The sequence below is a fragment of the Streptomyces sp. NPDC060049 genome (assembly GCF_042736715.1).
In the GTDB taxonomy this organism is placed as follows: Bacteria; Actinomycetota; Actinomycetes; order Streptomycetales; family Streptomycetaceae; genus Streptomyces.
Window position 1 is genome coordinate 97,118 of sequence record NZ_JBHWVV010000024.1, and the last position, 22,896, is coordinate 120,013.

27 protein-coding genes are annotated in these 22,896 nt (G+C 71.0%); 21 read left to right on the forward strand and 6 right to left on the reverse strand.

Annotated elements, in window-relative coordinates:
* Nucleotides 1-3 precede the first annotated feature (3 nt).
* The 8 genes from ACFWBY_RS32950 to ACFWBY_RS32985 all read left to right on the forward strand — a co-directional run bounded on the left by ACFWBY_RS32950 (nt 4) and on the right by ACFWBY_RS32985 (nt 4,728).
* Entirely contained in the window at nt 4-273 is a 270-nt protein-coding gene (locus ACFWBY_RS32950; protein WP_385341800.1) for an acyl carrier protein, read from the forward strand.
* The gene (locus tag ACFWBY_RS32955; protein WP_385341799.1) at nt 273-1,094 is read left to right on the forward strand and encodes a 4'-phosphopantetheinyl transferase family protein; all 822 of its coding nucleotides are present in this window, start codon (nt 273-275) and stop codon (nt 1,092-1,094) included. The genes ACFWBY_RS32950 and ACFWBY_RS32955 overlap by 1 nt, the downstream gene beginning before the upstream one ends.
* Nucleotides 1,095-1,171: 77 nt before the next feature.
* Nucleotides 1,172-1,966, forward strand: coding sequence for a thioesterase II family protein (locus ACFWBY_RS32960; RefSeq protein WP_385341797.1), 795 nt, complete (start codon nt 1,172-1,174; stop codon nt 1,964-1,966).
* 51 nt (nt 1,967-2,017) lie between these two features.
* On the forward strand, nt 2,018-2,866 hold the full coding sequence (locus tag ACFWBY_RS32965) for a BTAD domain-containing putative transcriptional regulator (protein WP_385341795.1): 849 nt from the start codon (nt 2,018-2,020) through the stop codon (nt 2,864-2,866).
* A gap of 20 nt (nt 2,867-2,886) precedes the next feature.
* Nucleotides 2,887-3,156, forward strand: coding sequence for an acyl carrier protein (locus ACFWBY_RS32970; protein WP_385341793.1), 270 nt, complete (start codon nt 2,887-2,889; stop codon nt 3,154-3,156).
* On the forward strand, nt 3,153-3,890 hold the full coding sequence (locus ACFWBY_RS32975; RefSeq protein ID WP_385341791.1) for an SDR family NAD(P)-dependent oxidoreductase: 738 nt from the start codon (nt 3,153-3,155) through the stop codon (nt 3,888-3,890). Before ACFWBY_RS32970 ends, ACFWBY_RS32975 begins: the two co-directional genes overlap by 4 nt.
* The gene (locus tag ACFWBY_RS32980) at nt 3,890-4,279 is read left to right on the forward strand and encodes a SchA/CurD-like domain-containing protein (RefSeq protein WP_385341789.1); all 390 of its coding nucleotides are present in this window, start codon (nt 3,890-3,892) and stop codon (nt 4,277-4,279) included. Before ACFWBY_RS32975 ends, ACFWBY_RS32980 begins: the two co-directional genes overlap by 1 nt.
* Entirely contained in the window at nt 4,276-4,728 is a 453-nt protein-coding gene (locus ACFWBY_RS32985) for a DUF1772 domain-containing protein (protein ID WP_385341788.1), read from the forward strand. Before ACFWBY_RS32980 ends, ACFWBY_RS32985 begins: the two co-directional genes overlap by 4 nt.
* Before the next feature lie 33 nt (nt 4,729-4,761).
* On the opposite strand, the gene ACFWBY_RS32990 is transcribed toward ACFWBY_RS32985, so the two are convergent.
* Nucleotides 4,762-5,142 (reverse strand): SchA/CurD-like domain-containing protein, encoded by a 381-nt coding sequence (locus ACFWBY_RS32990; RefSeq protein WP_214948892.1) that lies wholly within the window; start codon nt 5,140-5,142, stop codon nt 4,762-4,764.
* A 179-nt stretch (nt 5,143-5,321) separates the two neighbouring features.
* On the opposite strand from ACFWBY_RS32990, the gene ACFWBY_RS32995 reads away from it, so the two are divergent.
* From ACFWBY_RS32995 to ACFWBY_RS33055, 13 genes are all read left to right on the forward strand, one after another.
* Entirely contained in the window at nt 5,322-5,657 is a 336-nt protein-coding gene (locus tag ACFWBY_RS32995) for a TcmI family type II polyketide cyclase (RefSeq protein ID WP_214948891.1), read from the forward strand.
* Nucleotides 5,654-6,088: a cupin domain-containing protein gene (locus ACFWBY_RS33000; protein WP_214948890.1), complete on the forward strand. Its 435-nt coding sequence runs from the start codon at nt 5,654-5,656 to the stop codon at nt 6,086-6,088. Before ACFWBY_RS32995 ends, ACFWBY_RS33000 begins: the two co-directional genes overlap by 4 nt.
* Complete coding sequence (locus ACFWBY_RS33005) at nt 6,085-7,368, forward strand: beta-ketoacyl-[acyl-carrier-protein] synthase family protein (protein WP_385341785.1); 1,284 nt, start codon at nt 6,085-6,087, stop codon at nt 7,366-7,368. The genes ACFWBY_RS33000 and ACFWBY_RS33005 overlap by 4 nt, the downstream gene beginning before the upstream one ends.
* The gene (locus tag ACFWBY_RS33010; protein ID WP_385341782.1) at nt 7,368-8,600 is read left to right on the forward strand and encodes a ketosynthase chain-length factor; all 1,233 of its coding nucleotides are present in this window, start codon (nt 7,368-7,370) and stop codon (nt 8,598-8,600) included. The genes ACFWBY_RS33005 and ACFWBY_RS33010 overlap by 1 nt, the downstream gene beginning before the upstream one ends.
* A gap of 83 nt (nt 8,601-8,683) precedes the next feature.
* Nucleotides 8,684-9,148 (forward strand): SRPBCC family protein, encoded by a 465-nt coding sequence (locus ACFWBY_RS33015; RefSeq protein WP_385341779.1) that lies wholly within the window; start codon nt 8,684-8,686, stop codon nt 9,146-9,148.
* Nucleotides 9,149-9,158: 10 nt separating this feature from the next.
* Nucleotides 9,159-9,620: an anthrone oxygenase family protein gene (locus ACFWBY_RS33020; protein WP_214948885.1), complete on the forward strand. Its 462-nt coding sequence runs from the start codon at nt 9,159-9,161 to the stop codon at nt 9,618-9,620.
* A gap of 57 nt (nt 9,621-9,677) precedes the next feature.
* The gene (locus ACFWBY_RS33025) at nt 9,678-10,433 is read left to right on the forward strand and encodes an SDR family NAD(P)-dependent oxidoreductase (protein WP_385341776.1); all 756 of its coding nucleotides are present in this window, start codon (nt 9,678-9,680) and stop codon (nt 10,431-10,433) included.
* On the forward strand, nt 10,433-10,765 hold the full coding sequence (locus tag ACFWBY_RS33030) for an antibiotic biosynthesis monooxygenase family protein (protein WP_385341773.1): 333 nt from the start codon (nt 10,433-10,435) through the stop codon (nt 10,763-10,765). The genes ACFWBY_RS33025 and ACFWBY_RS33030 overlap by 1 nt, the downstream gene beginning before the upstream one ends.
* Nucleotides 10,755-11,066, forward strand: a complete 312-nt coding sequence (locus ACFWBY_RS33035) for an antibiotic biosynthesis monooxygenase family protein (RefSeq protein WP_385341770.1) — start codon at nt 10,755-10,757, stop codon at nt 11,064-11,066. Before ACFWBY_RS33030 ends, ACFWBY_RS33035 begins: the two co-directional genes overlap by 11 nt.
* Nucleotides 11,067-11,155: 89 nt before the next feature.
* Nucleotides 11,156-12,019, forward strand: coding sequence for an NAD(P)-dependent oxidoreductase (locus ACFWBY_RS33040; RefSeq protein ID WP_385341767.1), 864 nt, complete (start codon nt 11,156-11,158; stop codon nt 12,017-12,019).
* A 22-nt stretch (nt 12,020-12,041) separates the two neighbouring features.
* Entirely contained in the window at nt 12,042-13,712 is a 1,671-nt protein-coding gene (locus tag ACFWBY_RS33045; protein WP_385341764.1) for an FAD-dependent monooxygenase, read from the forward strand.
* A complete protein-coding gene (locus tag ACFWBY_RS33050) occupies nt 13,709-14,098 on the forward strand; it encodes an antibiotic biosynthesis monooxygenase family protein (RefSeq protein ID WP_385341761.1) in 390 nt (129 codons plus the stop codon). Before ACFWBY_RS33045 ends, ACFWBY_RS33050 begins: the two co-directional genes overlap by 4 nt.
* 150 nt (nt 14,099-14,248) lie before the next feature.
* Nucleotides 14,249-15,805 carry a multicopper oxidase family protein gene (locus tag ACFWBY_RS33055; protein ID WP_385341759.1) on the forward strand — a complete coding sequence of 519 codons (1,557 nt, stop codon included), beginning with the start codon at nt 14,249-14,251 and terminating at the stop codon, nt 15,803-15,805.
* A 152-nt stretch (nt 15,806-15,957) separates the two neighbouring features.
* Here ACFWBY_RS33055 and asnB read toward each other — a convergent pair whose 3' ends face one another.
* From asnB to ACFWBY_RS33080, 5 genes are all read right to left on the reverse strand, one after another.
* Nucleotides 15,958-17,811, reverse strand: coding sequence for an asparagine synthase (glutamine-hydrolyzing) (gene asnB / locus ACFWBY_RS33060; protein WP_385341756.1), 1,854 nt, complete (start codon nt 17,809-17,811; stop codon nt 15,958-15,960).
* Nucleotides 17,812-17,862: 51 nt separating this feature from the next.
* Nucleotides 17,863-19,491 (reverse strand): FAD-dependent monooxygenase, encoded by a 1,629-nt coding sequence (locus tag ACFWBY_RS33065; protein WP_385341753.1) that lies wholly within the window; start codon nt 19,489-19,491, stop codon nt 17,863-17,865.
* A gap of 111 nt (nt 19,492-19,602) precedes the next feature.
* A complete protein-coding gene (gene ahcY, locus ACFWBY_RS33070; protein ID WP_385409740.1) occupies nt 19,603-21,012 on the reverse strand; it encodes an adenosylhomocysteinase in 1,410 nt (469 codons plus the stop codon).
* Nucleotides 21,002-21,892 carry a methylenetetrahydrofolate reductase [NAD(P)H] gene (metF, locus tag ACFWBY_RS33075; RefSeq protein ID WP_385345226.1) on the reverse strand — a complete coding sequence of 297 codons (891 nt, stop codon included), beginning with the start codon at nt 21,890-21,892 and terminating at the stop codon, nt 21,002-21,004. The genes ahcY and metF overlap by 11 nt, the downstream gene beginning before the upstream one ends.
* Nucleotides 21,889-22,896, reverse strand: a 1,008-nt coding sequence (locus ACFWBY_RS33080; RefSeq protein WP_385345229.1) for a vitamin B12 dependent-methionine synthase activation domain-containing protein, incomplete at its 5' end; no start/stop codon positions are given. The genes metF and ACFWBY_RS33080, both read right to left, overlap by 4 nt.

The following is a 22,896-nucleotide window of genomic DNA, read 5'->3' on the forward strand; positions in this document are numbered from 1 at the left end:
GACATGAGCAATCCCGCAGTGGTCACAGCGGTGTGGGACGACATCCAACGGGTCCTGGGCCGGCCGCCGTCCCCGCGGCCGGCCGTCCTCGACCTCCACCTCCAGGACGACCTGGGCCTTGACTCGGTGATGGTGATCGAGCTCAAGTGCCGACTGGAAGCGCGCTACCCCGCCCTGCGGGAGCTGCCCCTGTCCGACGTACTGTCCGGCGCCGCGACCTTCGGCCGGCTGGCCGAACGCGTGGAGCGCCTCGCAGGGCTCCCGGTGTCGTGATGGGCGAACCGGAAGCCTCGGTCATGAGCCCGATGCGCCACCGCGGTCCGGCGCACTCCTGGGATCCGGTACGCCGGGAGATGGCCCGTCGCGGCACCTGCGTGGTGTACGCGGCCGTCGACGACTGGCTGCCGGCGGACCTCGCCTCGCCGGCCCTCGCCGCCGACCTCGGCCCCGACCACCGGCGGATGCAGCAGATGACCCACGCACAGAACCGCTCCCGGTTCGTCGCGTCGCGACTGCTGCTGAAGTCCGCCGCCGGCGCGGTGCTCGGCGCCCTGCCCAGCGAACTCGAACTGGCCTACAAGATCGGCGGACGCCCGCACCTGCGCGGCATCGACCAGCTGGACATCAGCCTCAGCCATACCGAGGGGCTGCTGGTGGTGGGCCTGAGCCGGTACGGCCGGATCGGCGTGGACACCGAGTCCGAGGACCGCCGCATGCTCGGACTCGGCACCGAACGCCAGGTGTGCACCCCGTACGAGCTCGAAGCGCTGGAGCAGGTCCCGGAAGACCAGCGCAACCGCGAACTGGTGCGGCTGTGGACGCTCAAGGAGGCGTACAGCAAGGCCATCGGCCAGGGACTGCGCTTCCGGTTCACCGAGTTCGGATTCGGACCCAGGGACCAGGGCGTGCAGATGCTCCGGCCCGACGGCACGCCGGGCACCGGATGGGAGTGGTCCTTCCACAGCTGGCAGACCGTGGAGTCCTACACGGTCAGTGCCGCGCTCTACGATCCCGGCTTCGACGCCAGGGACGGATCCAGCGGCGTGCTACCCCTGCTGCCGGTGCTCGACGACCCCCGCTCCAGTTGGAATTGAGCCACGGGCGAGGTGGGGCGGTGACCCTCTGATCCCGCAGCCGACCAAGCGGTCATCGAGGGGAAGGGGAGTCACGGATGCATCGATATCTCGCGGTACGTCCGCCGGCCGGTCCGGCCGGAATCCGGCTGTTCTGCTTCCACCACGCGGGCGCCGGCGCCATGACCTTCGCCGGGTGGCGGCGCTCCGTCGGACCGGGCGTCAGCGTCCTGCCCGTACGGCTGCCCGGCCGCGAATCGCGGCTGCGGGAACCGCGGATCACCGACGGGGACCAGCTGGTCCGGGAACTGACCGAAGACCTCGGGGACCTCCTCGACGGCCCCGCACCGTACGCCTTCTACGGCCACAGCCTCGGAGCGATGGTCGCCTACCGCTTCGCGGAACACCTGGTGCGCACCGGGCGCCGTCCGCCCCTGATGGTGATGGCCGGTGCCAGCCCCGCACCCCAGCTGCCGTCCGGCGTGCTCGACGGCGCCCGGGCCCTGCTCCCGGACGCCCCGGACGAGGAACTCCTCAAGGCGCTCGGGGACGAGGACAGCCTGCCGCGCGAACTGCTCGCACGGCCCGGCTGGCTCGCCATGACCTTGGACACCCTGCGGTCCGACCTGCGCCTCGCCCGCAGTCTGCGGTCCGCACCGGTCCTCCCGCTGCCCTGCCCCCTGACGGCCTTCGCCGGTGCCGACGACCGGATGGTCGCCGAGGCCGAGGTCGCCGCCTGGCGGCACTGCACGACGGCGGGGTTCCGGCTGTGGACCCTGCCCGGGGCCCACTTCTTCGTACGCGGAGCCGAACTGCCCCGGCTCGTCGGGGAAACGCTGAACGCCGTACCGGTGTCCGGTCCGGTTTCGCCGCTCCCGCCGGTGGCGAGCTGAGCCGCCGCGGCGGCGAGGCGGACACCCCAACCACAAGGAGTTGTTCTAGGCATGGACATCAGCGTGCTCGGGCCCTTTCGAGCCACCCAGTCCGGTGTTCCCCTTCACCTGACGGCCGTCAAGCCGCGCAAGGTGTTCGCGCTGCTCGCCCTCCAGGCCGACCAGGTCGTCTCGGTCGCCTCGCTCGTGGAGGAGGTCTGGGGCGAGAGCCCCCCGCGCAGCGTGCAGACCACCCTGCAGACGTACATCCTCCAGATCCGCCACCTCATAGGCGCGGCGCTGGCCGACGAGCCCGCCGGCGCCGGACTGCCCCGCGGCGCCAAGAGCGTCCTCGTCACGGAACCGGGCGGATACCGGCTGGACACCCAGGGCGGCCTCATCGACGCCCAGGAGTTCGACGCCCTGTCCTCGGCCGGCCACCGCGCCCTGGACCAGGGCGACTGGGTCGGATCCTCCGCGTACTTCGGCCAGGCCCTGTCCCTGTGGCACGGCCGCGCGCTGGCCGACGTCCAGTGCGGTGTGCTGCTCGAGGTCGAGGCCACCCGGCTCGACGAGTCGCGCATGAGCGTGCTTCACCGCCGAATCGAGGCAGACCTGAGGCTCGGCCGCCACCATGAGCTCATCGGCGAACTGTCCGGGCTCGTGGCCCGGCACCCCATGCACGAGGCCCTGCACGAGCAGCTGATGCTCGCGCTCTACCGGGCCGGGCGGCGCAGCGACGCACTGATGGTCTACCGGCAGCTGCGCGCCTCTCTCAACCAGACTCTGGGGCTCGACCCCTCACCCAGCATCGAGTTCCTGCACCGCGCGGTTCTCGACTCCTCGCCACAGCTCGACCTGGAGGGAACCCCGGCGCTGTCCGGCGTCTCGGGAATCCCGCTGCTGGCAAGGGCCAACTGATTCTCCTGAGAGGAAGCATCGTGAGCGACATAACCCTTTCCGAGCTCGGTGAGCTGCTGCTCGAGTGCGTCGGAGCGCCGGAGGAGGGCATGGCCTTCGAGGGCGACCAAGCCCTGGACACGCCGTTCCTCGAATTCGGCTACGACTCCCTGGCCCTGCTCCAGGTCACCAGCGTGATCAACCGCACGTACGGGATCGTGCTGAACGACGACGCGGTGGCGGAGGCGGAGACCCCCCGCCTGCTGCTCGCGCTGATCGCCACCGCTCCCCGCGCCGGGGCCGTCCGGTGACGGAGGCGTTCGCCGGCCGCCGGGTCGTCATCACCGGCGCCACCCGCGGCATCGGCCGGGCGACGGCTCTCGCCTTCGCCCGGGCCGGTGCCCGGATCGTCGCCAGCTACCGCAGCGACGGCGAGCAGGCCAAGGCCCTGGGCGCCGAACTGGAGGCCTTGGGAGCCGAGTTCGAGCTGGTCCAGGCGGATCTGACCACCCGGGAGGGCGCACGGCTGCTGGCCGGGGCCGCGACCGAGCGGCTCGGAGGCGTCGACGTCCTGGTCAACAACCTCGGGGTCGACGGGCACGTGCCCTTCGGCAAGCTCTCCGAAGAGGAGTGGCACCGGGTCCTGGACCACAACGCCACCTCCGCCTACCTGGTCACCCAGTCGGTCCTCGACTCCCTGGCCCCCGGCGCCTCGGTGGTGAACATCGGCGCCTCGGTGGCCCTGCGGGGCCGCCCGATGGGAGTGCACTACAGCACCTCCAAGGCGGCGCTGGTCGGTTTCACCCGCGCGCTCGCCAAGGAGCTCGGCCCGCGCGGGATCAGGGTCAACCTGGTCGCGCCCGGGGTCACCGAGACCGAACCGGGCGCCGGCCTGCCGCCACAGCTGGCGGCCAAACTGACCGCGCTGACCGCCCTGGGGCGGCTCGGCACACCCGAGGACGTCGCCGGGGCGGTGCTCTACCTCGCCGGGGACACCGCCGCGTACGTCACCGGCACCACGATCGAAGTAGACGGAGGAATCTGATGCCCTACGCAGCCATCACGTACAAGGTGAAGCCCGGCTTCGAGGACGAGATCGCCGAGATCTTCGCCGCCTTCGAGCGGGTCGACACCCCCGAGTTCGCGAAGGAGAACGGGGACTCGGCGGGCCGGCTCCTCGGCACCGGCGTCTTCGTCAAGGACGACGCCATCGTGCGCGTCATCCACTACGAAGGGGACTTCGCCGCCGTCGGCAGGCACATGGCCGCGCAGAAGGGCGTCCACATCCTCGAGGACAAGCTGGCCCCGTACCTCGCGGAGCAGCGCGACACCACCACGCCGGAGGGGTTCGCGGAGTACTTCAGGAACGCCATCATGCGCAGCGTCCAGCAGCTGAGCGTGGACACCCACCCCGTGGGGGCCCCGTCGTCATGAACGAGATCCTGGGTGTCGTGGCCCTGCTCGGCAGCGGCGTCACCGCGGGAGTCCTGTTCGCCGTCGCGCTGAGCGTCCTCCCGGCGCTCTTCGCGATGGAGACGGGCACCTACGTGTACGCGCACAAGCTGCTGGGCCGGAACTGGGACCCCACGATGCCCGTCATCGTACTGAGCAGCACGCTGGTCAACGCGGTGCTGGCGGTGACCGTCAGCGGTACCGGGCGGCCGCTCTTCGCGGCCTCTGCGGTGCTGCTGCTGGGCGTCTCCGGGGTGTCCCATCTGTGCAACGTGCCGATCAACCGCCGGGTGAAGGCCATCACCGATCCCGCGGTCATCCCCGCCGACTGGGAGGATCCCCGCCCGCTCTGGCGCAAGTACCACCACCTGCGCACCGCCCTGTCGCTGGTGGCGCTGGTGTTCACCGCGGTGGGAGTCGCGGCGATCTGAGAGCGACCGAGGCGCGGGACGTGCGTGCGGGGCTCAGACGCCGGCCGGCAGGTCCCGGCTGGAGAACTGCACGACCGTGGTCAGCAGGCTGCGCTTGAAGGTCGCCACGAAACCCTCCGGGGTGTCGGTCTCGCGCGGCTTGCTGAGGTAGGGCTTGATCGATTCCTCGAAGTCGCGCACGCCCGGCTGCACGGCCATGTGGCGCGCGACGGCGTCCAGGTCGCCCGTGTACTCGATGACCCGCACCAGGGTGTCGTCGCGCAGGAAGACGGCGGTGGCGAGCAGCGTGCCGGCCTCCGCCCCCGACGCGTCCGTGACCCGGTTGCCCTTGACCCGCTTGAAGCTGCCGAAGATCTCGGTGAGCTCGGCCTCGAAGCCCGGCTTGACGTCGTACGTGATCGCTGCGAACGGCATGCGAAGTCCTCCGCTGTGGTGGTCGGTCCGCATGCAGGGGAACCGCCGGCGCTCGCGGCCCGCTCGCGCCGTGCTCGCCGCGGGCCGCTGCAGCCGTTCTGGAGGCGGTATCAAGCCTTCCTCCAGATCGCGGTGAGACCTTCCGTCCCGCAGGCACCGACTTCTCGGGAGGGACCACCGTGCATCGCACTCTGATCGTCGCCAAGCTGCGGCCGGACAAGACCGATGACATCGCGAAGATCTTCGGCGAGTCGGACGAGTCCGACCTGCCGCACCTGATCGGCGTCAGCCGCCGCACGCTCTTCAAGTTCCACGGCCTGTACTTCCACCTGGTGGAGGCCGACGAGGACATCAACGCAAACCTCTACCGCGCTCGGAGCCACCCGCTCTACGACGACATCAACACCAAGCTCGCCCAGTGCGTAGAACCCTACGACCCGGACTGGAAAGAGCCCAAGGACGCGATGGCCGAGCCCTTCTACATCTGGACCAAGGACGGAGGGCGGATCAAGTGACCACCGCCATTTCTCGCACTGTGAAGGTGACCTCGGACGAGGTCGAGGCCAACACCAAGCGCGGCGGTGACATCCGTGTCACCCTCAGCCCCAAGACCGTCGGCTGCACCTCCGGATTCGGCGGGGTCATGACCCTCGACCCGGCCGACTGGATCACCGAGCACTACCACCCGTACTCCGAGGAGTTCCTGCACGTCATCGACGGCACCCTCGAGATGACGCTGGACGGCCAGAAGGTCACCCTCGGCGCCGGCGACTCGCTGCTGGTCCCCATCGGCGTGCGCCACCGCCTGGTCAACGTGGGCGACGCCACCGCCCGCTGCGCCTTCCACCTCTCGCCGCTCGCGCCGAGCCCCGAGTACGGACACGTCGACACCGAGGTCGCACAGCGCCCCGAGCAGGCCAACCCCGATGTCGGCGGTGCGAAGTGACCCGACGGGCCGTCATCACCGGCATCGGCACGGTCGTGCCGGGCGGGGTGGGCCGTGAGGCGTTCTGGGGGACGCTGTCCGAAGGGCGTACCGCGACGCGGCGGATCTCCCTGTTCGACGCGGGCGCGTTCCGCTCGCAGGTCGCGGCCGAGGTCGACTTCGACCCGGCCCTCGCGGGACTGACCCCGCGCCAGATCCGCCGGATGGACCGCGCCGCGCAGTTCGCCGTCGTCTCCGCCCGGGAGGCGGTGGCGGACAGCGGGATCGAGCTGTCGGCGCTGCCCCCCGAGCGGCTCACCGTCTCCATCGGCTCGGCCGTCGGCTGCACGATGGGCCTGGAGGAGGAGTACGTCACCCTCTCCGACAGCGGCCGCAAGTGGCTCGTCGACCACGAGTACGGCGTCCCGCACCTGTACGGCTACATGATCCCCTCCACCCTGGCGGCCGAGGTCGCCTGGGAGGTCGGGGCCGAGGGCCCGGTCGCGCTGGTCTCCACCGGCTGCACCTCGGGCCTGGACTCCATCGGGCACGCCGTCCAGCTCATCGAGGAGGGCTCCGCGGACGTCGCCATCGCCGGCGCCACCGACGCGCCGATCTCGCCGATCACCTCGGCCTGTTTCGACGCGATCAAGGCGACCACGGCCAACAACGACGACCCGGCGCACGCCTCGCGCCCCTTCGACGGGACGCGCGACGGCTTCGTCCTCGCCGAGGGCTCCGCGGTCATGGTCATCGAGGAGCGCGAGGCGGCCATCGCCCGCGGCGCCCGCATCTACGCCGAGATCGTCGGCTTCGCCGGGCGCAGCAACGCGTACCACATGACCGGTCTCAAGCCCGACGGGCGCGAGATGGCCGAGGCCATCGGCGTCGCCCTGGACCAAGCCAAGATCGACCCGACCGCCGTGGGCTACATCAACGCGCACGGCTCCGGCACCCTGCAGAACGACCGCCACGAGACGGCCGCGTTCAAGCGGAGCCTGGGCAACCACGCCTACGACATCCCGGTCAGCTCCATCAAGTCCATGGTCGGCCACTCGCTGGGCGCCATCGGTTCGATCGAGGTGGCCGCCAGCGCCCTGGCGCTCGACCGGCAGGTCGTCCCGCCGACCGCCAACCTGACGACCAAGGACCCGCTCTGCGATCTGGACTACGTCCCGATCACGGCCCGCGACCACTCCATGGACGTCGTCCTCAGCGTCGGCAGCGGCTTCGGCGGCTTCCAGACGGCCATGCTGCTCGCGCGCCCCGGTTCCGCCGCGGCCGCGGCCGGAAGGAGCTGATGATGGCCCCCTCCTCCGACCACCGCCCCCCGGTGATCACCGGACTCGGCATCTTCGCCCCCACCGGCGTCGGCGTCGAGGCCCACTGGACCTCGGTGCTCGCCGGCAAATCGGGGATCGGACGCATAGGCCGGTTCGACCCCTCCAGCTACCCCGTCCAGTACGCCGGACAGGTACCGGGCTTCAGTGCCCAGGAGTCCGTCAAGCCGAACCGGCTCATCTCGCAGACCGACCACTGGACCCATCTCGCACTGGCCGCCAGCGAGGCGGCGCTCGAGGACTCGGGCGCCGACCTCGGCGCCATCCCCGAGTACGAGATGGCCGTCGTCACCTCCTCGTCCTCCGGCGGAACGGAGTTCGGCCAGAAGGAGATGACCGCGCTCTACCAGAACGACCCGAGCTGGGTCGGCGCCTACCAGTCGATCGCCTGGTTCTACGCGGCGACCACCGGCCAGGTGTCCATCAAGCACAAGATGCGCGGACCGTGCGGAGTGCTCGCCGGCGAGCAGGCCGGCGGACTCGACGCCATCGGCCAGGCACGCCGCCTCACCCGCAAGGGCTCCCGGCTCGTCGTCACCGGCGGTACGGACGCCTCGCTGTGCCCGTACGCCCTGACCGCGCAGCTGACCAACGGCAAGCTCTCCAGGGTCGCCGACCCCGAGCGCGCCTACGTGCCGTTCGATACCGACGCCAGCGGCTACCTGCCCGGAGAGGGCGGCGCGATCCTCGTCCTGGAGAGTGCCGAGGCCGCCGAGGAGCGCGGCGCGAGCAACTACGGACGCGTCCTCGGCTACGCCTCGGGCTTCGACCCGGCGCCCGAGTCCGAACGGCCGCGCGCGCTGCGCCGTACGGCACGGGCCGCCATCGCCGACGCCGGCCTCACCCCGGCCGACATCGACGTCGTCTTCGCCGATGCCGCGGGCGTCCCCGCGGACGACCTCGACGAGGCGCGGACCATCACCGAGATCTTCGGTCCCCGGGGCGTCCCGGTCACCGCGCCGAAGACGCTCACCGGCCGGCTGTACGGCGGAGGCGCGCCGCTCGACGTCGCCACCGCCCTGCTGTCGCTGCGCGAGGGCGTGATCCCCCACACCCCCCACATCCGCGCGCTCGCACCCGGCTACGACATCGACCTGGTCACCGGAGCCCCCCGGGAGCAGGCCCTGCGCCACGCGCTGGTCCTCGCCCGTGGTCACGGAGGTTTCACCTCCGCTCTCGTCCTCGGTCGCTGACCCCGCCGCACCTCCCCCCCCCACAGGCCGACGACACGGCTGAAGACACGAACCGAGCCGACACCGTAGAGGAGCACGGAACCGTGGCTGGACACACCGACAACCACATCGTCATCGACGCCCCCATGGACGTCGTCTGGGACATCACCAACGACGTCCCGAACTGGCCGGACCTGTTCAGCGAGTACGCCAGCGCCGAGGTGACCGAGAGGGACGGCGACACCGTCGTCTTCCGCCTCACCATGCACCCCGACGAGGACGGCAACGTCTGGAGCTGGGTCTCGCGCCGCACCGGTGACCCTGTCGCCCGCACGGTCTCGGCCCAGCGCGTGGAGACCGGTCCGTTCGAGTACATGAACATCAAGTGGGAGTACACGCAGGAGCCCGCCGGCGGCGTGCGGATGCGCTGGATCCAGGACTTCCACATGAAGCCCGGGGCCCCGGCCACGGACGACGCCATGACGGAGCACCTGAACCGCAACACCAAGATCCAGATGGAACTCATCAAGGAACGGGTCGAGGCGCGGGCCCGCACCCTCGTCCGCTGAGGAGCCGGCGGTGCTGACCTTCATCGCTCCGCTGGTCCTGCTGGTCAACGGGCTGGCCGCTGGAGTCCTCTTCGGCACGCAGCTCGGCGGCTTCCCGTACCTGGCCTCGCTGCCCGCCGACCGCTACGTCAACGCGCACGCGTTCTTCGGGACGCGCTACGACCCGGCGATGCCCATCTGCCTGCTGGGCACGATCGCGTGTGACGTGGTGCTCGCGATCGGCGCGCCGGTGGCCGGGGCCCGCACCCTGTTCGCCGTGGCCGCGGTGCTCGCCCTGGTCACGGCCGCCATCTCCGTCATCAAGAACGTCCCGGTCAACCGGTGGATGCGCACCCTCGACCCGGACAACCTCCCGAGCGACTTCGCCGAGCGCGACCCCCGCAAGGTGTGGGGCGCGTGGAACCGCCGGCGCAGCTGGCTGACCATCGCGGCGCTCGTCGTCAACTGCACGGCACTCGGCTTCCTGCTCTGAGCGGCCGCCCGGCCGCCACCGCTTTCCCTCGATACGCAACTTCACGGAGGAACACCCATGGACCTCGAACTCCGGGGCAAAAAGGCCCTGGTCACCGGCGGCACCCGCGGTGTCGGTCGCGGCGTCGTACTGGCGCTCGCCCAGGCCGGTGTCGACGTCATCACCTGCTACCAGCGCGAAAGCGAGTTCGTCACCTCCCTGGAGAGCGAGCTGAAGGAGATCGGCGGCAACCACCACGTCCTGCGCGCCGACCTCTCCGTACCCGAGGAGATCGCGGGCCTGCTCCAGCAGGTCGGCGAGCTGACCGGCGGCCGCCTCGACCTCCTGGTCAACAACGCCGGCGCGATCAGCCACATCCCGTACAAGGACCTCCCGCTCGACGAGTGGAACCGGATCCTCGCCACCAACATCACCGGCGCCCACCTGGTCATCCAGCACGCGCTGCCGCTGCTGGGCGAGGGCTCCTCGGTCGTCTCGATCGGCTCCCGGGCCGTCGACGCCGGCATCCCGCTGCGCGCGCACTACACCACCACGAAGGCCGCGCTCGTGGGCCTGAACCGCTCGCTGGCCAAGGAGTTCGGCCCGCAGGGCATCCGCTTCAACGTGGTCGCGCTCGGCGTCATCGAGACCGAGAACTTCTTCGCGATGCCGCCCGAGCAGCAGAAGCTGATGTCGGAGCGGTACGGCGCGAAGACCGCGCTGGGCCGGCTCGGCACCCCCGACGAGGTGGCCGGCGCCATCCTGTGGCTCGCCAGCGACCTGTCCCGCTACGTCACCGGCAACACGATCGGTGTCGACGGAGGTATCTCCTGATGGCCTTCCGCGTGATGCTCCGCATGGAGATCGAGCCGGGCAAGGAAGCCGACTTCGAGAAGGCCTGGCACGAGGGGACCGAGGCCGTCACCGGCCACCCGGCGAACCTCGGCCAGTCCCTCGCCCGCGAGGACGCCCGCACGGCCGGCGACAAGACGATCTTCGTGATCATCAGTGACTGGACGGACGAGCCGCGCTTCCGCGAGTTCGAGGAGAGCCCCGCGCACCTCGAACACCGCGCGACGCTGCACCCCTTCCGCAAGGGCGGCTCCTTCCACGTCATGGAGGTGCTCACCACCATCGAGGGCAAGGCGGCGGCCGATGCCCGGTGAGGTGCGGGTCCTGGTCTACCAGGCGGCCTACGACGAGGAGCAGCTGGCCGCCGTTCGGGACGCCTACCACCTGGTCAGCAAGCGGCTCTCGGGGGTCCCCGGCATGCTCGGCAACGAGCTGCTGAGGTCCCCCGGCGACCCGACCGCGCTCGTCGTGGTCAGCCGCTGGGAGTCCATGGCGGCCTTCCAGGTCTGGGAGGAGGGGGCGGAGCACCGCGAGGACACCGCCCCGCTGCGACCGTTCCGCGACACCCGCACGAGCGCGCCCTTCGCCCTCTACGAGGTCGACGCGGCGTACTGACGGCCAGGCACCCCCTGGGTCCCCCCTCGATGCCGCTCCCCCCGGACTCCCGAACCGGCAGCCGGCCCGGAAACGAAAGAGAACTTCCCATGACCAACCGACAGTTGGCTTTCATCGGCCTGGGCAACATGGGCGGCGGCATGGCCGGGCGCCTGGTGGAGTCCGGGTACGCCCTGACCGTCTACAACCGGACCGCCGCCAAGGCGGCCGGACTCGTCGAGGCGGGGGCCAAGCTCGCCGACGCCCCCGAGCGCGCCGCCGCCGGCCACGACATCGTCATGCTGAGCCTCAGCGACGAGAAGGCGGTCGAGGAGATCCTGTTCGGCCGGGTGGTGCCCGTACTGGCCCCCGGCACCGTCGTCGTCGACACCTCGACCGTCTCGCCGGCCTACGCCCGCGAAGCCGCCGCACGCCTCGCGGCCAAGGGCCTGCGCCGCGTCGAGGCCTGTGTCGTCGGCAATCCGCTCCAGGCCCGCAAGGGCCAGCTGCGCGTGTACGTCTCCGGCGACCCGGCGGACCTCTACGACGCCCGCCCGGTCCTGGAGGCGATCGGCAGCGAGGTCACCCACGTCGGCGCCCCCGGCAACGCGGCCGCCATGAAGCTGATCCTCAACCTGCTGCTGGGAGCCCAGGTCGCCTCGCTCGCCGAGGCCGTCGCCTACGGCACCTCTGCGGGACTCGACCGCGACCAGCTCATCGGAGTCGTGTCGCAGAGCGGATTCAGCTCCATGGTCATGCGCTTCCGCGCCGACCTGATGCTCAAGCGCAGCTACGAGCCGGCCTTCTTCCGGTCGGAGCTGATGGAGAAGGACATCCGCATCGCCCTGGAGGCGGCCGCCGAGTACGGCACCCGGATGCCCGTACTGGACCTCGTACGCGAGCAGTTCGCCTCGATCGTGGCGGCGGGCGACGGGGACAAGGACGCCGCCGTGCTGGTGGAGCACCAGTCTTAGCAATCGGAAGGATGTGAGGGCAGTGCGCAGTACTGGCCGAAGTGCGCTCCGCAACACGGATGTACTGGTGGCCGGCGGAGGGCTGGCAGGGTTGGCGACGGCCCTGTTCCTCGCCGAGCAGGGGGTGGACTGCCTCCTGCTGGAAGGGCTGCGCGAGCGCCTTCGGCCGCCGCGCATCCTCGGCGTCCACCCGCGGGCCATGGAGCTGCTGCGCTCCCTGGGCCTGGAGCAGAGGATCCGGCAGCTGCCGTCCGTGAAGGCGCTCGAGGAGAACAACGGCATCGCCCTCTCGGACACCCTCACCGGGTGGGACCTCACCACGATCGACGAGAAGTACCTCCTCGACGTGCACGCCGAGCCGGGCACCCTGTCGCCGACCAGCTGGTGCCTGGCCGACGAGCGGGAGCTGGAGTCCGTCCTGCGTGACCGCGCGGAGCACCTCGGCCTCCTCGTGGGCACGCGCAGCGAGCTCGTCTCCTTCGACCAGGGCGGCCCGGGCGTCGACGAGGTCACCGCACTCGTACGCGACCAGGAGACCGGCGAGCAGCGGCAGGTCAAGGCCTGCTACCTGATCGACGCGGGCGGAACCGGCGGCCAGGTGCGCAGCCGGCTCGGCATCCCCTTCGAGGGCCACACCATGGGCCACTTCGTCACGATCCGCTTCGGCGCCGACCTGAGCGAGGGGACCCGCGGCCGCAAGTTCATCATGTGTTACACGGTCAACCCGCTCCTGCACGGCTCCCTCATGCCGCTCGACAACGCCGAGGACTGGCTGCTGCACGTCAAGTACGACCCGGAGAAGGAACTGCTGGAGTCCTTCACCCCCGAGCGCTGCACGGAGCTGATCCGGGCCGCGACCGGAGTGCGCCACCTCGACCCGGACATCCTCCAGGTCAGCCCCTGGCCGGGAGAGGCCAGGACCGCGGGCCGGTTCTCCGACGGCCGGGTCTTCCTCGTGGGCGACTCCGCCCACGTCATGCCGCCCAGCGGCGGCTTCGACGCCGGCACCGGTGTACTGGACGGGCACAACCTGGCCTGGAAGATCGCGGCCGTACTCAACGGCTGGGCCGAGCCCGGCCTGCTGGAGACGTACGACGAGGAGCGCCGCCCGGTCTGCGCCGCCACGGTCGAACAGGCCGTCCTGCGCTCCCGCGACCGCGCCCGCCTCATCAAGCAGTCACCCGAGCCGGTCTCGCCCGAACTGGCCGAGGACCCGCTGGTCTGGCGCGCCGCCCGCTACCGCTCCGCCGCGGTGATGCCCTGGGACGAGGGCACCCTGCCGGGGTTCGGGGTGTGGGCCGCGGAGAACGACGGCCGCCCCGGCTGCCGCGCCCCCCACCTGCGGCTGCGCTACGGCGGCTCGGAGATCTCCGTCCTGGACCTCTTCGGCCGGTCGATGGTGCTGCTCACCGGTCCGGACAACCGGCCCTGGCGGGAAGCCGGCCGCTCGGTGGCGGCGGAACTGGGAACACCGCTCGCGCTGTACGGCATGGGCGTCGACCTGGACGACCTCGACGACCGCTGGCCCGAGCTGTACGGGGTCACCGCCCAGGGAGCCGTACTGGTGCGCCCCGACGGGGTCGTCGCCTGGCGCTGCGCCGAAGCCCCGATCTTCACCCGGAACGTGCTGCGCAGCATGATCAAGCGGGTTCTCCGGCTGGACCAGCCGCCCGCGGACAAGGGGAGCTCATGACCACCGCCACCGCCACCGCCACCGCCGCCGCAACCGCCGCCGTCAGTAGGACCCCGGTCGACCCGGGGCGGGAGGCGGCCCCGATCCGGGTGATCCTCCGCATGGAGATCTTCCCGGAGATGGCCGCCGACTTCGAGAAGGTCTGGCTGACCATCGGCGAGGCCATCGCCGCCGAGCCCGCCAACGTCGGCCAGACGCTGGTGAAGTCGAACGAGGCGATCGGCCTCTACTTCGTCTTCACCGACTGGAGGACCGAGAAGGAGTTCCGCGACTTCGAGGTCAGCGCGCGCCACACCCTGCACCGCCAGAAGCTCAAGCCCTACCGGCGCACCGGCGCGATGGACGTGACCGAGGTGGTGTTCCGGCTGGAGCCCACCGGCCGGTGACCGGCGGGCCGGTGACCCGCCGTCGGCGGACAGCCCGCCGGCCCCGTCCCGTACCAGGGGTGACCGCCCCGCTCCAGCGGCCCACGAGCCGCGCCCGAGGGGCGGGGCGGAACCATGGGAAGACCGAGTGGCAAATTGCGAGGATGCACCATGAAGCCTTCCCATCGACCCGTCCGCCGCCGGCTCTTCCTCACCCTGGGAGGCGCGGCCCTGGTCGCGGGGGCCGGCTACGGCGGCAACTTCCTGTGGGTCTACCAGGACCACCGGCGCAGCAACGTCGGAGACCTCGACTTCTCGGCCCCGCTGCGGATCCCCGAGCTGCTCCACCCCGAGCCCGCCGGCGGCCGCCGCACCTACCGGCTCGAACTCGCCCCCGGCAGCACCGAGCTGCTCCCCGGCAAGAAGACCGCCACGTGGGGCGCGAACGGAACGTACCTCGCCCCCACCCTGCGCGCCCGCCGCGGCGACCTCATGGCGATGGACGTGCGCAACGGGCTGCCCGAGGCGACCACCCTGCACTGGCACGGCATGCACCTGCCCGCCTCGATGGACGGCGGACCGCACCAGATGATCCCCGCCGGCGGGACCTGGCGCCCCGAGTGGACCGTGCGCCAGCCCGCTTCGACCCTCTGGTACCACCCGCACCCGCACGGCTCCACGGGCAGCCACGTGTACCGGGGCGTGGCCGGGATGATCATCCTCGACGACGACGCGTCGGACCGGGCGGGACTGCCCTCCACCTACGGCGTCGACGACATACCCGTGGTGATCCAGGACAAGAACTTCCACGACGACGGATCCCTCGACTTCACCGAGACCCACCTGCAGACCACGATCGCGGGCGTCGACAACATCGGCGTGCTCGGCGACACCATCCTCGTCAACGGCACCTACAACCCGCACTTCGCGGTCACCACCGGCCGGGTGCGCTTACGGCTGCTCAACGGCTCCAACGCCCGCGTCTACCGGATCGGCTTCCCCGACGACCGCAACTTCCACCTGGTCGCCGTCGACAACGGGCTGCTCAAGCGGCCCCAGGCCATGACCCGGCTGCGCCTGGGCCCCGGTGAGCGGGCCGAGATCGTCGTGTCCTTCAAGCCCGGCGAGAAGGCGGTCCTGCGCAGCTTCCCGCCCGAGCTGGGCTTCGGCTTCCCCACCGACCGCTTCATGGGCGGCGACGACACCTTCGACCTCCTCGAACTGCGGGCAGCGCCCACGCTCGCCGGCTCCCCGGAGCTGCCCACCCGCGTGGACGGGGCCCCCGAGCCCATCGCGGTGCCCGACGGCGCGAAGGTCAGGAAGTTCGATTTCGTCGGCTTCCAGATCAACGGCAAGACCATGGACATGAGCCGCGTCGACGAGGTCGTGCCGGCGGGCGCCACCGAGATCTGGGAGATCGACCGCGGCGACACCTGGATCCACGCCTTCCACCTGCACGGCGCGACCTTCAACGTCATCGACGTGAACGGCCACGAGGCCCCCGCCTACGTCCAGGGCCCCAAGGACACCGTCTACCTGCCGGAGTTCGGCACGATCCGGCTCGCCGTCCGCTTCGACACCCTCACCGATCCGCGCAAGCCGTACATGTACCACTGCCACGTGCTGTTCCACGAGGACCAGGGAATGATGGGCCAGTTCACCGTCGTGGAACCCGGCACGGAGAGCAGCGCGCCGCGCACGGTCCCCGTGGACCACGCCAACCACTGACGCCCCCGCCCCACCGTCACACCGATGGCGGCCGCCCCCTCCCGGGAACGGCCGCCAACGCCGTTGGTCGCCGCGGGCACTCTCGGCTGACGGTTCGCGCGAAACGAAAGGGCCGGACCCGACGGGGTCCGGCCCTTCCCGCGTTCCCCGGGTCAGAGCACCAGGCGGATGCCGTAGCGGCGCAGCCAGGTGTTCAGCTGGATGGGCAGCTCGACGTTGGCGCGCTTCGCCCAGCGGCTCAGCCCGTCCGGGTCGTCCAGGGTGGCCTGCACCGCGGCCCGGTCGAGCAGCGGCTGCACCGGGGCGTCGGAGTCGGCGAGCAGCGCGCGCATCTCCGTGCGCAGCGCCTGCTCGTAGCCCGGATCCAGGGTCACCGGGTACGGGGTCTTGCGCCGGTCGATGACGCTCTGCGGCAGGACGTGCCGCACGGCGGCCCGCAGCAGGCTCTTCTCGCGGCCGTCGAAGTTCTGCATCTCCCAGGGCAGGTTGTACGCGTACTGCACCAGCCGGTGGTCGCAGTACGGCATCCGCACTTCGAGGCCCACGGCCTTGAACAGCCGCTCGGTGTGGCCGTTCTGGTTCTCCATGAAGTTGGTCAGGTGCACCCAGCACAGCTCGCGCATGTGCTTCTCGTGGTCCGACATCCCCGGCAGGTGCGGGGCCTCGGAGACCGACTCCCGGTAGCGCTGGGCCGCGTACTCCAGCGGCGCCAGCTCCTTGAGCAGCGAGTCCCCGAAGAGTCCGCAGCCGAGGCCGGCGGCGTCGTCGCGGACCACTCCGCGGGCGACCCAGGGGAAGGTGTCCATCGTGCTCTCGACCGGATCGCGGTTCCAGGCGACCCCGTGGAAGAGCGAGTCGGCGGCCTCGCCCGTCAGGACCACCTTCGTCTCGCGCTGTGCCACCGCCTGCGCCAGCAGGTACAGCGAGGTGTTCATGTCGCCGAGCGGCGTCGGGTAGTCCTTGGCCCGCAGCACCGACCAGCGCGCCACCGCGTCGCTCAGCTCCGCGGGGTCCAGGACCACGTCGGTGTGGTCCGTCCCGAGGTGGCGCACCACGTCGGCCGCGTACGGGGCGTCGGGCGACTGGCGGGTGTCGGTCGCCTGGAAGTTCTGCGCGTGCTGCGCGAAGTCCACGGTGAAGGTACGGATGCGCTTGCCGGACTTGCGCAGCTCGGCGTCGGCGAGCCCGACGACCCCGCTGGAGTCCAGACCGCCCGAGAGCAGGGAGCCGACCGGCGCCTCGGTGCGCAGGTTGCGGGTGATGCTCTCCTCGAGGAGCCCGCGGATGGTGTCGACCGTGGTGTCGAGGTTGTCGGTGTGCTCCGCCGCCTCGATCTCCCACCACTGGGTCTTCGTGATGCCGCCGGCCCGGACCACCAGGTGGTGGCCGGCCCGAAGCCGGTGCATGCCGCGGAACGGGGCGACGTGCGGGGTGCCCGAGTACGTGAAGATCTCCCGCAGGCCCTCCGCGTCGACCTCCGGCTGCACCAGCGGGTGGGCGAGGATCGCCTTCGCCTCGGAGCCGAACACGATGCCCGTGGGGGTCGGGAAGTAGAAGAGCGGCTCCACGCCGAGACGGTCGCGGACCAGGAACAGCTCCTCCGACCTGGCGTCCCACACCACGCCCGCGAAGGTGCCCTCCAAGTGCTGCGCGGCCGCCGGACCCCACTCCAGGAAGGCGTGCAGCAGCGTCTCGGTGTCGCCGCCCGCACGGAAGCGGTGGCCGCGCGAGGTCAGTTCCGCCCGCAGCTCCTCGTGGTTGAGGATCGAGCCGCTGTGAGCGGCCACCGCGATCGTCCTGCCGTCGTGCTCCAGGGCGACCGGCTGCCGCCCGTCCTCGAGGTCGAAGACCGCGAGGCGGCGGTGCCCCAGCGCGGCCCGCGGCCCCACCCAGACGCCCTCGCCGTCCGGCCCGCGCAGAGCCATCGTCGAGGTCATGGCCAGGATGGTGCTGCGCTCCCGGGTGAGATCCCGGGCGAAGTCCACCCAGCCGGTAATTCCAGACATGATCACTCCATCGCTTCGGTCAGGCTGTTGGGTCCGACAGGCGGAACAGCACTAGCGGGCGAGCACCTGGGCCAGTACGCCGGCCAGCACCGTGGCCGCTTCGGCGTGCGGACCCGGCGAGCGCCAGGCCACCACTCCGTCGGGGCGCACCAGGACGGCGCCCTCCCGGCCGACCCCGTAGGCCGTGTTCCAGGACTCGCCCGGGTCGGCGAGGCCGTCCTCGCCGAACCTGCGCACGTCGAGGGTGACGCCCAGCCGACGGGCCGCCTCGCGGCCGGCCTGCGCCCACGCCCGCGCGCCGGTGCCCGCGACCAGTACGAGGTCCTTGGTGAACAGGTCGATGGCCGATACGGGACGCCCGGCCTGCTCCAGGACGACGTGCGGGGCGCGCGTGCCGGGCCGGCCGTCCGGGTGCGGGTTCCACACCCCGTCCGGGCCGCCGTCCTCGTCCGACGCGACCACGGCGGCGGAGCGGTACTGCCCGCCGAACCAGATCTCGGTGTCGGCGTGGATCGCCGGGTTGCTCGGCGCGGGCTCCTTGTCGGCGAGCCTCGGCCGGTCCTTGGAGCGCAGCACGGCCTGTTCGACGGTGGCCGCGCCGACCGGCCGGCGCTCGGCGTCGTAACTGTCCAGCAGGCCCGGTCCGGCCTGGCCGGAGTGGACCGCGGCCAGCTTCCACGCCAGGTTGTGCGCGTCCTGCACGCCCGTGTTGGAGCCGAAGGCCCCGCTGGGCGGCATGACGTGGGCCGCGTCGCCGACGACGAACACCCGGCCCGAGCCGAACGATTCGGCCCAGCGGCCCGCGGCCTCCCACGGCATGGCCCCGACCACCTTGACGTCCAGGTCGGGCACGCCGGCGGCCGCCCGGACCAGGTCCCGGCAGCGCTCCTCGGTGAAGGTCTCGGGGGCCTCGGCCTCCGGATCGAAGGTCACGTGGAGCAGCCATCGCCGGGCGTTGTCCAGGGGCATCAGCGCACCGCGGACGGCGTCGTTGAACGTGTAGCACATGATGAACCGGCGCTCACCGAGCTGTTCGGCGAGGTCGGCCTCGAAGTGGATGTTGAGGAAGTGCCCGGTCGTGCCGGGCCCTTCCACACCGATGCCCAGCTGCGCGCGGACCGGGCTGGCCGGACCGTCGGCCGCGACCAGGTAGTCGGCGGTGACGGTGCTGGTCTCGCCGGTGTCCCGGTCGCGCAGCTCGGCGGTGATGCCGTGCTCGCCGTCCTCGTGGCGGAAGGAGACCAGCTCGGTGCCGTAGCGGAACCGGGAACCGAGCTCTTCGGCGCGCTCGCGGATCACCGGCTCGAACTCGTCCTGGTGGCACAGGCACCAGCCGGTCGGCGTCAGGCGGCTCAGGTCGGTCCTGACGTCCATGAAGTACTGCTCGTGGAGCGCGCCGAGCTGGTGCCCGGCGAGGGACTGCGCGGCGTACACCCCGCTGTTGCCGGCCAGGGCGCGCGCCGACTCGGTGGCGCGGACCCGGTCCTCGATGCCGACCGAGCGCATCAGCTCCATGGCCCGGGGGTTGATCCCCCGGGCGCGCGGGTGCGGGGACATGCCCCGGTGGCGTTCCACCACGAGGCAGGGCACTTCGTGCCAGGCCAGGAACAGGGCGGTGGACAGTCCGGCCAGTCCGGCACCTACCACCAGTACGGGCGTGTGCTGTTGCTTACCGGACACACCAAACCTCCCTCTGCACGGACTCGCGGACGATTCGGACCATGCGGTCAGGGTGCGGGCGGCAGGTCGAAGCCCGATCGAGGGAGGCTGGAAGGCGCGTCGAAGGGTGCGTCAGTAGCGGTAGTGGTCCGGCTTGTACGGGCCCGCCGGGTCCACGCCGATGTACGCGGCCTGCTCGGGGCGCAGGGTCGTGAGCTTCACGCCGAGGGCGTCGAGGTGCAGGCGGGCGACCTTCTCGTCGAGGTGCTTGGGGAGCACGTAGACGTCGGTGGGGTACTCGGCCGGCTTGGTGAAGAGCTCGATCTGGGCCAGGGTCTGGTCCGCGAAGGAGTTCGACATCACGAAGGACGGGTGGCCCGTGGCGTTGCCCAGGTTCAGCAGACGGCCCTCGGAGAGCACGATCAGGACCTTGCCGTCGGGGAACTTCCACGTGTGGACCTGCGGCTTGACCTCGTCCTTGACGATGCCCTCGATGCCCGCGAGGCCGGCCATGTCGATCTCGTTGTCGAAGTGGCCGATGTTGCCCACGATCGCCTGGTGCTTCATCTTGGCCATGTCCGAGGCCATGATGATGTCCTTGTTGCCGGTCGTCGTGATGAAGAGGTCCGCGATCTCCACGACGTCGTCGAGGGTGGCGACCTGGTAGCCGTCCATCGCGGCCTGCAGCGCGCAGATCGGGTCGATCTCGGTGACGATCACGCGCGCGCCCTGGCCGCGCAGCGACTCCGCGGAGCCCTTGCCGACGTCGCCGTAACCGCAGACGACCGCGACCTTGCCGCCGATCAGGACGTCCGTGGCGCGGTTGATGCCGTCGATCAGCGAGTGGCGGCAGCCGTACTTGTTGTCGAACTTCGACTTCGTCACGGCGTCGTTCACATTGATCGCCGGGAACAGCAGCGCGCCCGCCTGCTGCATCTCGTACAGGCGGTGGACGCCCGTGGTGGTCTCCTCCGTGACGCCGCGGATCTCGGAGGCTAGCTCGGTCCACTTCAAGGAGGTGCGGTGCAGCAGTTCCAGGACGACGCGCATCTCGTCGTTCTCGGCGGTCGAGGGGTCGGGGATGCTCCCGGCCTTCTCGTACTCGACGCCCTTGTGGACCAGCAGGGTGGCGTCGCCGCCGTCGTCCAGGATCATGTTGGGACCGGCGGCGTCCGGCCAGGTCAGCGCCTGCTCGGTGCACCACCAGTACTCCTCCAGCGTCTCGCCCTTCCAGGCGAAGACCGGGATGCCGGCGGCGGCGATAGCGGCGGCCGCGTGGTCCTGGGTGGAGAAGATGTTGCAGGAGACCCAGCGGACGTCCGCGCCCAGGGCGACGAGCGTCTCGATCAGCACCGCCGTCTGCACGGTCATGTGCAGCGAACCGGTGATCCGGGCCCCGGCCAGCGGCTGCGCCGCCGCGTGCTCGCGGCGGATGGACATCAGGCCGGGCATCTCGTGCTCGGCCAGGGTGATCTCCTTGCGCCCGAAGGCGGCGAGGGAGAGGTCGGCGACCTTGAAGTCGGAGAACGGCTCAGCGGACATGCAAACCCCTGTTGCTCTGTGTCTGACGGTGGATGTCAAGGCTCGCCGTGGAGCGGTTGAGCGTGATGTAGTGCAAGCCCGGGGCACCTTCGGCGAGCAGCCGGTCGGCCATGGCCGTGGCGTACTCGACCCCGATGCGGTGTGCTGCGGCCGGATCCTCGCGGGCGGCCTCCAGCCGGTGCGCGAGCTCCTCGGGAAAAGCCGCGTTGCTGAGCTCCGCGAACCGGCGGATCTGGCGGACGTCGGTGGCGGGCATGATCTCCGGGATGATCGGGGTGTCGCAGCCGGCGGCCGCGACCCGGTCCCGGAACCTCAGGTAGTCCTCGACGTCGAAGAACATCTGCGTGACCGCGTAGTCGGCGCCGGCCCGGCACTTCTCGACGAAGTGGCGGACCTCCTCGTCCCATCCCGCGGACCGGGGGTGGAGTTCGGGGAAGGCCGCCACGCCCACGCTGAAGTCACCCAGCTCACGGATGAGGGAGACCAGCTCGTGGGCGTACCGCAGCCCCTGCGGGTGCGGTTCCCACGGGCCGCGCGGATCGCCCGGCGGGTCCCCGCGCAGCGCGAGGACGTCGCGGACGCCGGCGTCGGCGTACTGGCCGATGATCCGGCGCAGTTCGCCGACGGAGTGCCCGACGGCGGTCAGGTGGGCGACCGGGCGCAGCGTGGTCTCGGCGGCGATCCGCTTGGTGATCTCGACCGTACGGTCGCGCGAGGACCCGCCGGCTCCGTACGTGACGGAGACGAAGGTCGGGGTGAGGGACTCCACCCGGCGCAGGGCGTTCCACAGGGTGCGTTCCCCCGCGGCCGTCTTGGGCGGGAAGAACTCGAAGGAGAACGAGCGGTCGCCCCGCAGGAGGGTGTCGCGCAGCACGCTCATCGTCGGCCTCCGGCGTTGAAGTAGCTGGCTTCGGGGTGGTGGACGACGATGGCGTCGGTGGACTGCTCCGGGTGGAGCTGGAACTCCTCGGAGAGGTGGACGCCGATCCGCTCGGGCTGGAGGAGGCCGGCGATCTTGGCGCGGTCCTCCAGGTCGGGGCAGGCCGGATAGCCGAAGGAGTAGCGGCAGCCCTGGTACTCGGTGCGGAGCATCCCGTCGAGGGAGTGCGGATCCTGCCCCGAGATGCCCAGCTCGGCGCGTACCCGGGCGTGCCAGTACTCGGCGAGGGCCTCGGCCAGCTGCACGGACAGGCCGTGCAGTTCGAGGTAGTCCCGGTAGGAGTCGGACTCGAACAGCTTGGCCGTGGCCTCGCCGATCTTCGAGCCGACGGTGACCACCTGGAGGCCGATCACGTCGACCTCGCCGGACTCCTCGGGCTTGAAGAAGTCCGAGAGGCACAGGAACCTTCCACGCGGCTGCCGGGGAAAGGTGAAGCGGGTCAGTTCCGCGCCCACGTCGTCCAGGATGATCAGGTCGTCGCCCTTGGAGACGCACGGGTAGTAGCCGTGGACCACGGCGGCTTCCAGCAGGTTCTCCGTCTGGAGGCGGTCGAGCAGCCCGCGCAGCCGGGGCCGGCCCTCGGATGCCACGAGTTCCTCGTACGAGGGTCCGCCGCGGGCCTGCTTCAGCCCCCACTGGCCCTTGAACAGGGCGTCCTCGTCCAGCCAGGACGCGTACTCCTTGAGCGCGATGCCCTTGACCACCCGGCTGCCCCAGAACGGCGGAGCGGGTACGGGGTGGTCGGTGGCCACGTCGGAGCGGGAGGGTGCCTCGGGCTCGGGCGACAGGACCGCGGTGGTGGCCGCGGACTTCACCCGGCGCTGTTTGAGCGGGGGCAGGCTCGCTCCGGGGACTCCGCGTTTGACTCCCATGAGGGCGTCCATGAGGCGCAGGCCTTCGAAGGCGTCGCGGGCGTAGCGGACTTCGCCCTCGTAGATCTCGTG

Excerpts from the sequence above, each read along its gene's own strand:
- ACFWBY_RS32990 (WP_214948892.1), bottom strand. The coding sequence starts at position 5,142 with ATGCCGTTCGCAGCGATCACGTACGACGTCAAGCCGGGCTTCGAGGCC.
- ACFWBY_RS33055 (WP_385341759.1), top strand. The coding sequence starts at position 14,249 with ATGAAGCCTTCCCATCGACCCGTCCGCCGCCGGCTCTTCCTCACCCTG.
- ACFWBY_RS32985 (WP_385341788.1), top strand. The coding sequence starts at position 4,276 with ATGAACGAGATCCTGGGTGTCGTGGCCCTGCTCGGCAGCGGCGTCACC.
- ACFWBY_RS33030 (WP_385341773.1), top strand. The coding sequence starts at position 10,433 with ATGGCCTTCCGCGTGATGCTCCGCATGGAGATCGAGCCGGGCAAGGAA.
- ACFWBY_RS33040 (WP_385341767.1), top strand. The coding sequence starts at position 11,156 with ATGACCAACCGACAGTTGGCTTTCATCGGCCTGGGCAACATGGGCGGC.
- ACFWBY_RS33050 (WP_385341761.1), top strand. The coding sequence starts at position 13,709 with ATGACCACCGCCACCGCCACCGCCACCGCCGCCGCAACCGCCGCCGTC.
- ACFWBY_RS33035 (WP_385341770.1), top strand. The coding sequence starts at position 10,755 with ATGCCCGGTGAGGTGCGGGTCCTGGTCTACCAGGCGGCCTACGACGAG.
- ACFWBY_RS33010 (WP_385341782.1), top strand. The coding sequence starts at position 7,368 with ATGATGGCCCCCTCCTCCGACCACCGCCCCCCGGTGATCACCGGACTC.
- ahcY (WP_385409740.1), bottom strand. The coding sequence starts at position 21,012 with ATGTCCGCTGAGCCGTTCTCCGACTTCAAGGTCGCCGACCTCTCCCTC.
- metF (WP_385345226.1), bottom strand. The coding sequence starts at position 21,892 with ATGAGCGTGCTGCGCGACACCCTCCTGCGGGGCGACCGCTCGTTCTCC.
- ACFWBY_RS32960 (WP_385341797.1), top strand. The coding sequence starts at position 1,172 with ATGCATCGATATCTCGCGGTACGTCCGCCGGCCGGTCCGGCCGGAATC.
- ACFWBY_RS32965 (WP_385341795.1), top strand. The coding sequence starts at position 2,018 with ATGGACATCAGCGTGCTCGGGCCCTTTCGAGCCACCCAGTCCGGTGTT.
- ACFWBY_RS32950 (WP_385341800.1), top strand. The coding sequence starts at position 4 with ATGAGCAATCCCGCAGTGGTCACAGCGGTGTGGGACGACATCCAACGG.
- ACFWBY_RS32955 (WP_385341799.1), top strand. The coding sequence starts at position 273 with ATGGGCGAACCGGAAGCCTCGGTCATGAGCCCGATGCGCCACCGCGGT.
- asnB (WP_385341756.1), bottom strand. The coding sequence starts at position 17,811 with ATGTCTGGAATTACCGGCTGGGTGGACTTCGCCCGGGATCTCACCCGG.
- ACFWBY_RS32980 (WP_385341789.1), top strand. The coding sequence starts at position 3,890 with ATGCCCTACGCAGCCATCACGTACAAGGTGAAGCCCGGCTTCGAGGAC.
- ACFWBY_RS33025 (WP_385341776.1), top strand. The coding sequence starts at position 9,678 with ATGGACCTCGAACTCCGGGGCAAAAAGGCCCTGGTCACCGGCGGCACC.